This window comes from Mesorhizobium sp. M9A.F.Ca.ET.002.03.1.2 (assembly GCF_003952365.1).
Classification (GTDB): Bacteria; Pseudomonadota; Alphaproteobacteria; order Rhizobiales; family Rhizobiaceae; genus Mesorhizobium.
The window spans coordinates 5,265,911-5,278,902 of sequence record NZ_CP034443.1; the positions used below are offsets into that span (position 1 = coordinate 5,265,911).

Consider the following 12,992-nt stretch of genomic DNA (forward strand, 5'->3'; position numbering starts at 1 on the left):
AATGGTGAATGCTAACATTCAGCCATAGCGCTATCTACTCACACCAATCCCACTCACTATTCACTATTCACTATTCACTATTCACTATTCACCATTTCACTATTCACCATTCACCAACCGAGCGGAGTGCCATTATGACCACCATCGCCTTCATCGGCCTCGGCAATATGGGCAATCCGATGGCCGCCAACCTCGTCAAGGCGGGACATGCCGTGCACGGCTTCGACCTGATGCCGGAAAACCTCGTCGTCGCCAAGGACCATGGCGTCGTCGTCATGGCCAATGCCGTTGCCGCGGTCAAGGATGCCGATGTGGTCATCACCATGCTGCCGGCCGGCAAGCATGTCCTGTCGGTCTATGAGAACATCGCGCCCAAGGCGAAAAAAGGCGCGCTGTTCATCGATTCCTCGACCATCGACGTCGAATCGGCACGAAAAGCCCACGCCATCGCTGCCAGGCACGGGCTGCTGTCGATCGACGCGCCGGTTTCCGGCGGCACCGGCGGCGCCACCGCCGGCACGCTGACCTTCATGGCCGGCGGCTCGAAGGACGCCTTCGCCAAAGCCGAGCCAATCCTCAAGCCGATGGCCGGCCGCATCGTCCATTGCGGCGACGATGGCGCCGGACAGGCGGCAAAGATCTGCAACAACATGATACTCGGCATTTCGATGATCGGCGTCGCCGAGGCCTTCGTTCTGGCGGAAAAGCTCGGCCTGTCGCATCAGGCGCTATTCGACGTCGCCTCGACCTCCTCCGGCCAATGCTGGTCGCTGACCACCTACTGCCCTGTGCCCGGCCCGGTGCCGACATCGCCGGCCAACAATGGCTACAGGCCGGGGTTTGCCGCAGCCCTCATGCTGAAGGACCTGAAACTGTCGCAGGAAGCCGCGCAGGGTGCCGGCGCGGTGACGCCGCTCGGCGCCGAGGCAGCCCAGCTTTATGCGCTGTTCAATGCTCAGGGGAATGCCGGCGCCGATTTTTCCGGCATCATAAATTTCCTGCGCGGTGCCCCTGTGTAAGCCCCAAATTCGACAGGGCTTTCGGTTTTTCCGGCAAGAACGATCGCAAATTTAGATTTGCTTAAGCTCTCGATAACCCGGCGGTAACGATGTGCCTGTAGAACGGAATGCGAGGCGGCAATCCCGCCCGGCGCTCCGGATCAGGTCTCGCGTACCGGAGCCCGTAAGTTTCGCAAGTATTCTGGTAGCGAAGCGCCATGCGTATCTGGCAAAGCCGCGTTCCCGACGGAGCGCGGTTTTTGCGTTTCCTCGCCTGGCGAGCTCCTCGGCAGAATGCGGCATTCAAACACCGGGCGTCCGACTGCGGGACGCCCGGCGATCGTTCTACCTTACCGCTTGCGCAAATCCGCTTGCGCCAGATCGAGCGCCTTGGCGATACGGTCACAGGCCATGTCGATCGTCTCGCGCGTCCAGATCAGCGGCGGCGACAGGATCATCGTGTCGCCGGTGGCGCGCAGCATCATGCCCTGGGCGACTGCGTGGTCGCGGACAAGTACGGCCGCACTCCCGGCCGGCAGGAAACGCTCCTTGGTCGCCTTGTCCCTGACGATCTCGATCGCCCCCATCAGCCCGATCGAGCGCACCTCGCCGACCAGATCGTGACCGCCAATGCGTTCCTGCAGCGCCTTGGCGAAATAGGGTCCGGTGTCGTTCTTGACCCGCTCGACCAGGCCTTCTCGCTCCATGATCTCGAGGTTCTTCAGCGCCACCGCGCAGGCCACCGGGTGACCGGCATAGGTGTAGCCGTGATAGAACTCGCCGCCCTTCTCGACCAGCGTCGCGGCGATGCGATCGCCGACCAGCAGCGCCGACAGCGGCTGATAGCCTGACGTCAGCGCCTTGGCGGTGGTGATGGTATCGGGCTCGATGCCGAAGGTCTGCGCTGCGAACCACGCGCCGGTGCGGCCATAGCCGGTGATGACCTCGTCCAGCATAAGCAGGACATCGTATTTGCGGCAGATGCGCTGCACTTCCGGCCAATAGCTCATCGGCGGTATTTTCACGCCGCCGGCCCCCATCACCGGCTCGCCGATAAAGGCGGCGACCTTGTCGGCGCCGGCTTCGAGGATGGCATCCTCGACGGCCTTGGCCGCACGCAGGCCGAAATCATGGTCGCTTTCACCGGGCAGAGCCAGTTCGTAGGCATAGGGCATCATCACATGGACGATGTTGGGCACCGCGCCGTTGAGTTGGTTATGCATCTGTTCCATGCCGCCCAGCGACGCCCCGGCGATGGTCGAGCCGTGATAGGCCGACTTGCGCGAGATGATGCGGTTCTTCTCGGGCTTGCCTTCCAGCGCCCAATAGTGACGGACAAGCCGCAGCGCGGTATCGTTGGCCTCCGAACCGGACGAGCCGTAGAAGACCTGGTTGACGTGCTTCGGCGCCAGTTCCGTCAGCTTTTTGGCCAGCAGCACCGGCGTCGGTGTCGAGCATTTGAAGAAGGAATTGTAGTAAGGCAGCTCCTTCATCTGCGCATAAGCCGCGTCGGCCAGTTCATCGCGGCCGTAACCGATGTTGACGCACCACAGCCCAGCCATGCCGTCGAGGATTTCCGTCCCTTCGGAATCATAGATGAACGGACCGTTGGCGTGAGTGATGATGCGTGAGCCGGCCTCGCGCATCTCCTTGTGGTCGGTGAACGGATGAAGGTGATGCGCAGCATCGATCTGCTGAAGCTGCTTCAGCGAGTAATTCTGATAAGTCATGTCTGATCTTTCCTCTTGAACCAATCCGGCAGTTGCAGCCGGGGCGGATTCGCTAAGGGAAGGCGGGCGGCGAATAGCCGATGCGGGCGCAAAGCCGCAAAAGCTCGGCGCGAAGGGTGCGCGGCGACGGCGTCACCGCGACCCCAAATGCGCGACATGTCCTCATCCGAGCCATGGGCTGCACCTTAGGCCGTCCAATGCGACCAGTTCAAGCCGTTCCGTTCAAGCAATGCCGGTCAGGGCCCGTTGCAGGAAGACATACTTCATCGCGGCCTGTGCCGCTTGCGGCCGGCGATCGCCGCGCCCGCCATGGCCACCCTCGGTCTCCTCGAAGAACAGCGTCTTCGCGTGGCCAGCGGCCTGCAGACGCCCGGCCATCTTGCGGGCATGGCCGGGATGGACCCGGTCGTCGGCGGTCGAGGTCGTCAGCAGGACCGGCGGATAGGCACAGTCGGCCTCGACATGCTGATAAGGCGAGTAGGCGGCCAGCCAGGCGGCCTCTTCCGGCTTCGCCGGATCGCCATACTCGGCCATCCAGGATGCGCCGGGCGGCAGCTCGGTGTAGCGCAGCATGTCGAGCAGCGGCACGTCGATGATCACCGCGCCGAACAGCGCTGGATGCTGGGTCAGCGAAACGCCGGTCAGCAGGCCTCCATTCGAGCCGCCCTGGATGCCGAGCGTCGCCGGCGTGGCGATGCCGCGTTTCACGATGTCCTGCGCGACCGCGGCGAAATCGTCGAAGGCATTCTGGCGATTGGCCTTGAGCGCGGCCTGGTGCCAGCTCGGGCCGAACTCGCCGCCGCCGCGGATATTGGCCTGCACATAGGCGTTGCCCTTTTCCAGCCACAGCCTGCCGCGCACGCCGGCATAGCCGGGCAAGAGCGGCACCTCGAAGCCGCCATAGCCGTAAAGCAGCGTCGGCACCGGCCCGTTCTGGTCGCGCAGCCTGACGACGAAGTAAGGGACCATGGTGCCGTCTTTCGAGCGCGCCTCGAACTGTTCCGAGACCAGGGACGACGCATCGAAACGCGCCGGCTGCGCCTTCACCGTCGTCAGCGTCGCGGCATTGTCGTCCGACCAGATGATCGAGCTCGGCGTCAGGAAATCGGTGAAGGAGAAGGCGACGCTGGAGCCGAAATGCTCGGCGTGGCTGATGCCGACGCTGCCGTTTTCGGGCAGCGCCACGGGCTGCAGCGACCAGCCGCTGTCGCCGCGTTGGCAGGCGATGGCCTTGCCACGCACATTGTCCATCAAATTGATGAACAGCCGGTCTTGCGTGCGGGCAATGCCGGCGATCGAGACACGATCCGCCGGCTTGAGCACTGTTTCGACAGGTCCCAACGCATTGGTTTCGATCCAGCGCGCGAAGTCCAGCGAATAGAGGCCGTCAGGCTGGCATAGCGTGCCGTCCGGCGCCGTCCATGGACTGCGAACACCGAAGACGAACTGATCCTTGAACAGCGCCGTGTCGGTGACGTCGTCCGGCAGCGGGATGCGCCTGTTATCGCCGGAAGGCAAACGCAGAAAACTGTGCGAGGCAAAGAAGTCGAGTGTCCGGGTCAGGAACAGATGCCGCTTGTCGCCGTCGAATTCGACGGAACCGCCGGCAGCGAGATCCTGCTTCTGCGCCTCAAAGATCGGCGTCGCATCCTCCAGCCTGGTGCCGCGCCGCCACAGCTTGACCACGCGCGGATAGCCGGACTGGGTCTTGTCCGCCTCCTCGAAGGCGGCCGAGACGATGACGGTGTCCTTGTCCAGCCAGGAAAAACCCGATTTCGAGGCGGGAGCGCGGAAGCCGTCCTCGACGAAGGATCTGGTGTCGATGTCGAATTCGCGCATCTCGCTGGCGTCGCCGCCATCCGGCGACAGGCTGAGCAAGCAGCGTGTAAAGTCGGGATAGAGCCGGCTGGCGCCGCTGAACACCCATTTCACGCCCTCTTTGGCCGATAGACTGTCGAAGTCGACGATCGTCTCCCAGTCCGGCTTCTCGGTCTTGTAGGAAGCGACCGTCGTGCGCCGCCAGAGGCCGAGCACATTGGTCTTATCCTGCCAGAAATTGTAGACATAGCCGTTGAGCGCGGAGCCGACCGCGATGTTGTCCTCGGCCGTCATCAGGTCGAGTGCTGTTTGGAAGGAGGCCTGGTAGGACGGATCGCCCTGCAATTCACCAACCGTAATCTCGTTCTGACGATGAACCCAATCGAGCGCTTCCTTGCCTGTCCTGTCCTCCAGCCAAAGAAACGGATCTTCAATCGCCGAATTCGGCTGCGTTTTCGTGTTCGACTTGGTCATGCGGTCTCCGGTTGAATCAGGCGTCGGCCTCGCCAACATCGACATGGCGCCTCCGATATTCAAGACGCCGGCTGCTTTTCGATTCACACGATCCGCCGCCGCAGGACGGTTGTGACCGCCAGCACCAGGCAAATGGCGCCAAGCGTGATCGGCAGGCCGTCCACACCGAGAATATCCATGGCCCCGCCCGCCAGCGGCGGCACGGCGATACCGCCGACGCCCCACATCAGCGAGAACGCGGCGTTGCCGGCGACCAGCGCCGAGCCAGTGAACCGATCGCCGAGCTCGATGATCGACATCGTGTAGATGCCGTAGGAAACCGCGCCCCAGATAAAGACGCATGGCCAGGTCAGCGGCGTCTCGATGAGAGCCGGCAACAGCACGCATCCGAGCACTGTCAGGGACACACAGATGAACCGCACCAGGCGCGCCGTCAGCCGTTCCGCCAGCAGGCCGAGCGGCACCTGCATGGCGATGTTGCCGGCGATCATCACGGACAGCAGCGCCGACATGCGGGCCTCCGCGAGGCCGTAATGCGTTCCGTACACCGGCAGCAGTGCCAGCACTGCCTGTTCGAAACCAGCGGCCACGACGACTGCGGACAACAGCAGCCATGCCATCGGCATGAAGCCCATAACCGAAACCCGGTGCCCGGTCTCATCGAACTTCGGCAGCCGTCCCATCACCAAAGTCAGGCAGGCGCCGCAAAAGACGAATGCGGCGATGCCGACGAGAAACGGCGGCCATCCTTCGGTGCCGACGGCAAGCAGGCACAGCGGACCGGCCGCGAAACCTGCCGAAATGACTGTGGAATAGATCCCCATCACGCGGCCGCGCCGCGCCGGTGGTGCCAGCGCGATCACCCAGGTCTCGCTCAGCACATAGAGCGGATTGGTCACCACACCGATAAGGAAGCGCAGCGGAAACCATAGATAGACATTTTGTGTCCAGCCGATCAGCGCCAGCACGATCGCCGAAAGGGCCGCGCAAGTAAGCGCCGTGCGCCCTGCCCCGAACCGGCGCGCCAGCGCCGGGATGAGCGGCGACGAGACGATGAAGCCGACCGGTGTCATTGCCGCAGACAGGCCGATCATGGCCGGCGAGACGCCCTGGCGCTGCAGGATGAAGCTCAATAGCGGATAGCTCAGCCCTTGCGCGATGGCGAATACCGAGACGGTCGCGATCACGCCGGTGATCGCTGCCCACTGCATTCTCTCGCCTCTGTTCGTTTCCGCCAGGTCCATGATCTGCACCATATGGGAACCTGCAGGATTAGCGTTTCGGCGGCGTGCCAGTAAGCACCGGTGACGAAAACCGCTTACGCCAGCCAGAGGGTGACTTGTTCAAGAACTCCGCCGCTTAAAGGACCGGTACAAGGCGAACACCACAGGCCGGAGGAGGAAATCCATTTGCGCCAACCATCCGTTGCGGCGCGGCGCGATTCATGGCGCGTGTTTGACGCCGTTCGAACCGCTACGGAAAATAGCGTGCAATCGCCCCCTTCCTGCCGTCCGCGTAAGGCTTCAGCCACCTGTCATCGATGGAGAGCCCGTCATTGTCCGACGGTCCTTCTCCAATCGTCCTGCGCCAGGCACGGAATTTGTAGTGGTCGAACACGTCGAGCATATGCACCGCAAAAGCCGCAGCGAACGTCTTGTCGCCTTCCACAATCACCATGTTCTCGTCGTTTTCATAGGACGCCTTGTAGCCGAGGTTGTGGCTGCCGGCGATAACGGTCGCGTTGTCGGCCATCGGATCGATGATGACGATCTTGTCGTGCACGATCGCATGGCCGACGGTCAGCACCTCCGCCTGGAAATCCCGCGCAACGGAGGCCCCCGTCAGGTTGGCCGCTCTGACGATGGAGACGTTCGGCGCCTCCCAGACCTTCTCTGGAAAGACGAACGGCGATTTGCCGTCCTTGTTCGATTTGCCGGTGACGGGATCTCTTGTCGGGGGGATGTAGTTGGGCATGGCGGTGTGATCGCTGATTGCGCCTTGCACGATCAGCTTTGGATTCGCAGTCGCCGCCGCGACCGCCTGATCGATGACCGAATTGTTGCCAAGCCGCGAAGGATTGAACACGAGAAAGAGCACCGCCTCCTTCGCCGCCGTGATCCGTGCGAAAACGTCTTCGAGATCGACAGGCCGCACCGAGATGTCCTTTTTGCTGCGGTCGGGATCGTTTGGCGAGAACCAGATGGTGGTCCCAGCGACATGGTTCGGTGAGCGATTCTTCAGGCGAAACGGCTTGCCTTGCGTCTGCGCCACTCGTCCGGCGGCACTTTCGCTCGCTGGCGGCGGGAACACGTCGGCCTTCATCCGCTCCCAATAGGCATCGAACACTTCGGCAATGGCAGGGTCGTCGCGGATGAAGGCGTTGTTGGACTGTCCGCAAATGCCCGTCGACGTCCAGTTGGTGCTGCCGGTCATGACCGCTTGCGGATTGCCCTGGGCGTCGCGGTAGACGGCAAACTTGTTATGGCCGATATGGTTGTTGTTGAACAGACGGTTCGTCAGCACGACGCCCGCGTCGCGCAGCCGCTTTCTGAAGGGCGCGTTGCCCACGTCCCAGGCCTTCGTTTGTTCATCCCTGCCCGAATTTGAAAGAATGACGTCGACGACATCCTTGGCGTCGATGATCGCATCGCACAACTCGTCATCGCCAAGCTCATAGAGGGCAAGCCTGACGGTGCCGCCCTCGGCCTTGGCCCGTTTCATCAGGCTGGTGAGCACATCCGGAACCTCGCCGTGAAGATAGGCGCGTATCTTGCTGCCGGGACGCTGAAGCTCAGCTCTGATCTTATCGCGCTGCCCGACCTTGATGCCGGCGTTCTCCAGGGCGCGCGACAGCCATTGCGTCGACAGCACGCCGTTGGTGAAGGCGACCCGCGCCTTGCCGAACATCGATCCCAGGAAGATGGTCGGGCTGACCGCACCTTGTCCAAGATAGCCGAGCGGCCGCGCCGCTCCGGTATAGGCTTTCTCGGGGCGCACCGGCACCGGATCGAGGCCGGGCCGCATGTCGCCAACCGGACGCACCCGGTAGGCCACCATTTCGCCATCCGGCCTGATTTCGAGGCTGTCGCGGCGCCGCCGCACCGTAAGATCACGCCAGAATGTCTTCTGCACCGGCCAGACGCCGGTATCCTGCGGAATCCAGTCTTTGTTCCGTTGCCCCTTGAAAGGCACCCAGGACGCCAGGCAGCGTTCCTCGCCGGTACTGGGATAGATACGAACGATCTCGAAGCCGAGACAGCCTGGGATCATTCCGTCAATATCCCAGGCAATGAAGGCGACTTCGTTGTTGGTCGCTGCACGTACTTTGATGACGTCAGGCATCGCTATCTCCCGAAAGACGCTCAGCAGCCAAGTATGTCACAAGTAAAAGACAGAACTGTAACGCGTTCCACATTCCGGCATCTTGCTCGATCTTAGACCATGATGCCGAAAGGTGAAAACCGGTTTTTGGAAATGATCATTGTCGAACAAGAAGATGGAGGCCCATCCCGAATCTATCGAAATGGACCAGGCTCTGGGCGCTTCTCACGGCATCAACCGTCCTTCAGCCATGTCGCTTCCCTCGTCCTAGTGGTCGCCGCCTCCGCAATGGCGGGACGGCCGGCGGTCCATTATGTCGCCGCATTGTCGCAGCGTACGAGGCCTGTCATGACCGCCGCCCTTCATCCCGCCGAACCGGCATTGGCAACCGACCGCGCCCGCCGCGGCGGGCGCGCGGGCAAACGCGTCGGCGCAGCGTCGGCGTTCGCGCAGCCACCTTTCCGCCAGCTGAAAATCCCGCTGACGCCGACGAAGCTGGTCTCCGACGACGAGCTGGAATCGATCCATCTCGCCTCGCTGCGCGTGCTGAGGGAGATCGGCGTCGACGTGCTGCACGACGAGGCAAGGCGCATCATGAAGGCGCATGGCGCCGAGGTCCACGAAGGCAGCGAGCGGGTGCGCTTCGACAGCGACATGATCCTCGAACTCATTTCGCACTGCCCGTCGGAATTCACCATCCATGCCCGCAATCCAGCGCACGATGTGCGCTTCGGCGGCGACAATCTGATCATCGCGATGATGGCGTCGGCGCCCAACTGTTCCGACATCGATCGCGGCCGCCGGCCTGGCAACCAGCTGGACTACCGCAACTTCCTCAAGCTCACGCAGATGCACAACATCCTGAGTTGCACGGGCGGTTATCCGGTCGAGCCGATCGACATCCATCCGTCCGTCCGGCACCTCGAATGCATCCGCGATTTGAGCGTGCTCACCGACAAGGTGTTCCATATCTATTCGCTCGGCAAGGAACGCAATGTCGACGGCATCGAGATCGCCAGGATCGCGCGCGGCATCAGCGAAGAACAGCTCCTCGAAGAGCCGTCCGTGTTCACCATCATCAACACCAATTCGCCGCTCAAGCTCGACGTGCCGATGCTGGAAGGCATCATCCAGATGTCGAGCAAGGGCCAGGTCGTCATCGTGACGCCGTTCACCCTGTCGGGCGCCATGGCTCCGGTGACCATCGCCGGCGCGCTGGTGCAGCAGAATGCCGAAGCGCTGTCCGGCATCGCCTTCGCGCAGATGGTGAAGAAGGGCGCGCCGGTCGGCTATGGCGGCTTCACCTCGAACGTCGACATGAAATCCGGCGCGCCGGCATTCGGCACGCCGGAATACATGAAGGCGCAATTGGTCGGCGGCCAGCTCGCCCGCCGCTATCAAATCCCCTACCGCACCTCCAACACCTGCGCCGCCAACACGGTCGACGCACAGGCCGCCTATGAAAGCGTGTTCTCGTTGTGGGGCGCCATACAGGGCGGCGGCAATATGCTGATGCATGCGGCCGGCTGGCTGGAAGGCGGCCTGCGCTGCTCCTACGAGAAGACCATTGTGGACATCGATCTGCTGCAGATGGTGGCCGAGTTCCTGACCCCGCTCGACCTTTCCGAGGAGGCTCTCGGCTTCGATGCCATCCAGTCCGTCGGTCCAGGCGGCCATTTCTTCGGCACCCAGCACACACAGGATCGCTACAAGACCGCTTTCTACGCGCCTGTCATCTCCGACTGGCGCAATTTCGAGACCTGGGTGGAAGCCGGGTCGCCGACGGCGCTCGAAAAGGCCAACCGTGTGTGGAAGGAGCGGCTGGCGTCCTATGAAGAGCCTTACATGGACCCGGCCATCCGCGAGGAGCTCGACGCCTTCGTCGAAAAGCGCCGGTCCGAAGGCGGCGCACCGACCGATTTTTGATCGACACGCAGCGGCGGGTTTGACTTCAGCGCCGAGGCGCGGTTCCCAGCTGACCAAAGCATCTGATTCAATTTACGCAAAAACGGAACTATCTTCATGAAATCTCACGTAAAAGCGGTTGTCATCGGCGGTGGTGTCGTCGGCTGCTCGGTGCTCTACCATCTGGCCAAGGCCGGCTGGACCGACATCATGCTGATCGAGCGCTCGGAGCTCACCTCCGGCTCGTCTTGGCATGCGGCGGGCGGCTTTCATACGCTCAACGGCGATCCCAACGTCGCCAAGCTGCAGGCTTACACGGTGCAGCTTTACAAGGAGATTGAAGAGCTTTCCGGCCAATCCTGCTCGCTGCACCTGACCGGCGGCGTGATGATGGCCGACACGCCCGAACGCATGGACTTCCTGCGCCTTGCCCACGCCAAGGGCCGCTATCTCGGCATGGACACCGAACTGATCACGCCGTCCGAGGCCAAGGCGATGTTCCCGCTGATGGACGAGACGAATTTCGTCGGCGCCATGTGGGATCCGGTCGAAGGCCATCTCGACCCTTCCGGCACCACCCACGCCTATGCCAAGGCCGCCAGGAAGCTCGGCGCGGAGATCGTGCTGCGCAACCGCGTCGTCGAGCTGACGCAGGAGGTCGACGGCACCTGGAACGTCGTTACCGAGCAAGGCACGGTCAAGGCCGAGCATGTCGTCAACTGCGGCGGCCTGTGGGCGCGCGAGATCGGCCGCATGGTCGGCGTCGAACTGCCGGTGCTGGCCATGGAGCATATGTATCTTTTGACCGAGCCGATGCCGGAGGTCGAGGAATTCAACAGGTCGACCGGCCGCGAGATGATCGGCGTGCTGGACTTCAAGGGCGAGATCTACACCCGCCAGGAACGCAACGGCATCCTGCTCGGCACCTATGAAAAGGCCTGCAAGCCGTGGTCGCCGGTCAACACGCCATGGGATTTCGGCCACGAACTGCTGCAGCCCGACATCGATCGCATCGCGCCCTCGCTCGAAATCGGCTTCAAGCATTTCCCCGGTATCGAGACGGCCGGCATCAAGCAGATCATCAACGGTCCCTTCACCTTCGCGCTGGACGGCAATCCGCTGGTCGGCCCGGTGCAGGGCCTGACCAATTTCTGGTGCGCCTGCGCCGTCATGGCCGGGTTCAGCCAGGGCGGCGGCGTCGGCTTGGCGTTGTCGAACTGGATGGTCCATGGCGACCCAGGCTTCGATGTCTGGGGCATGGATGTCGCCCGCTTCGGCGAGTGGGCGAGCCTGCGCTACACCAACGCCAAGGTGCGCGAAAACTATTCGCGCCGGTTCTCCATCCGCTTCCCCAACGAGGAACTGCCGGCAGCCAGACCGGCGCAGACGACGCCGCTCTACGACACCATGCTGGCCAACAACGCCGTCATGGGCGACTCATGGGGCCTCGAAACCCCGCTCTGGTTCGCGCCGAAAGGTTCGGAGCCGAAGGATATCGTTTCGTTCCACCGCTCCAACGATTTCAGGCCGATCGGCGAGGAAGTGCGCACGACGCGCGAGAAGGTCGGCGTCACCGAGATCGCCAATTTCGCCAAATACGAAGTGTCCGGGCCGGGATCGGAAGATTTCCTCAACCGGCTGATGACCAACCGCATGCCGAAGGCCGGCCGCATCGTGCTGACACCGATGCTGAACGAGTTCGGTAAATTGATCGGCGACTTCACCATCGCCAAGGCGGGTGAAGAGCGTTTTATGATCTGGAGCTCGTCCGCCGCTCAGAAATACCATATGCGCTGGTTCGAGAAGCATCTGCCGAAGGATGGCCCAAGGGCGTCAGAGGTGCGCATCCACCGCTTCGACCAGACGCTTGTCGGCCTCTCGATCGCCGGACCGAAATCGCGAGACCTGCTGCAGAAACTGGTCGATGTCGACATCTCGACCAAGGCTTTTCGCTTCATGGATTTCCGCGAGATGGCGGTCGGCGGCGCGCCCTGCATGGTCAATCGCATCACCTATACCGGCGATCTCGGCTACGAGATCTGGATGGCGCCGGCCTACCAGCGCCTTGTCTATCGCGCGATCAAGGACGCCGGCGAAGAATTTGGCCTCGTCGATTTCGGCATGCGCGCCTTGCTCTCGATGCGCCTGGAAAAGAATTTTCCGACCTGGTTCCGCGAGCTGCGCCCGATCTACGGGCCGTTCGAAGGGGGAATGGACCGCTTCGTCAAGCTGGAGAAGAACGACTTCATCGGACGCGAGGCGGCAGCCAGGGAACAGGCCGAAGGGCCGAAGCTGCGCCGCGTCTCCTTCGTCGTCGACGCCGCGGATGCCGATGTGATGGGCGACGAGCCGATCTGGGCCAAGGTCGGCGACAAGGACTACGACACGGTGGAAAAGCCGCACGGCTATGGCGCGCCGCGTTTCGACACATCAGGCGAGGAAGTACGTGGCTCCAAGGCAGCGGAAGGTGCCTCGGCAGTGCGCGGCATCGTCGACGGCGACTGGCGCGTGGTCGGCTGGGTCACCTCCGGCGGCTATGCGCATTACGTGCAAAAGTCGATGGCGCAGGGCTATGTGCCGGCTGCCTTGGCCGAGAACGAGAGCGCCGGACTGTTCGAGATCGAAATCCTCGGGAGCCGGCGGCCGGCCCGCATCAATGTCGAGCCGCCTTTCGACCCGAGCGGCGAGAAAATGCGGACCTGATGCATGTCGCCCGAAGGGTGCGGGCCGCTATCCACATTGTGCG

Annotated in this window: 7 protein-coding genes; 3 read left to right on the top strand and 4 right to left on the bottom strand. The window is 62.6% G+C overall.

What is annotated here, in order from left to right; all coding sequences use genetic code 11:
* The first annotated feature begins 134 nt into the window (after positions 1–134).
* Positions 135–1,019, top strand: coding sequence for a 3-hydroxyisobutyrate dehydrogenase (mmsB, locus tag EJ066_RS25545; RefSeq protein ID WP_126042720.1), 885 nt, complete (start codon positions 135–137; stop codon positions 1,017–1,019).
* Between the two features lie 329 nt (positions 1,020–1,348).
* Here mmsB and EJ066_RS25550 read toward each other — a convergent pair whose 3' ends face one another.
* From EJ066_RS25550 to EJ066_RS25570, 4 genes are all read right to left on the bottom strand, one after another.
* Entirely contained in the window at positions 1,349–2,728 is a 1,380-nt protein-coding gene (locus tag EJ066_RS25550) for an aspartate aminotransferase family protein (protein WP_126042721.1), read from the bottom strand.
* Positions 2,729–2,950: 222 nt separating this feature from the next.
* Positions 2,951–5,020, bottom strand: coding sequence for a prolyl oligopeptidase family protein (locus EJ066_RS25560; RefSeq protein WP_126042723.1), 2,070 nt, complete (start codon positions 5,018–5,020; stop codon positions 2,951–2,953).
* Positions 5,021–5,103: 83 nt separating this feature from the next.
* Entirely contained in the window at positions 5,104–6,264 is a 1,161-nt protein-coding gene (locus tag EJ066_RS25565; protein ID WP_126044044.1) for an MFS transporter, read from the bottom strand.
* A 229-nt stretch (positions 6,265–6,493) separates the two neighbouring features.
* On the bottom strand, positions 6,494–8,362 hold the full coding sequence (locus EJ066_RS25570) for a phospholipase D-like domain-containing protein (RefSeq protein WP_126042724.1): 1,869 nt from the start codon (positions 8,360–8,362) through the stop codon (positions 6,494–6,496).
* 327 nt (positions 8,363–8,689) lie between these two features.
* Here EJ066_RS25570 and EJ066_RS25575 point away from each other — a divergent pair, with 327 nt between their 5' ends.
* Positions 8,690–10,267, top strand: a complete 1,578-nt coding sequence (locus tag EJ066_RS25575; RefSeq protein WP_126042725.1) for a trimethylamine methyltransferase family protein — start codon at positions 8,690–8,692, stop codon at positions 10,265–10,267.
* A 96-nt stretch (positions 10,268–10,363) separates the two neighbouring features.
* Positions 10,364–12,949: an FAD-dependent oxidoreductase gene (locus EJ066_RS25580; RefSeq protein WP_126042726.1), complete on the top strand. Its 2,586-nt coding sequence runs from the start codon at positions 10,364–10,366 to the stop codon at positions 12,947–12,949.
* The last annotated feature ends 43 nt before the right edge of the window (positions 12,950–12,992 follow it).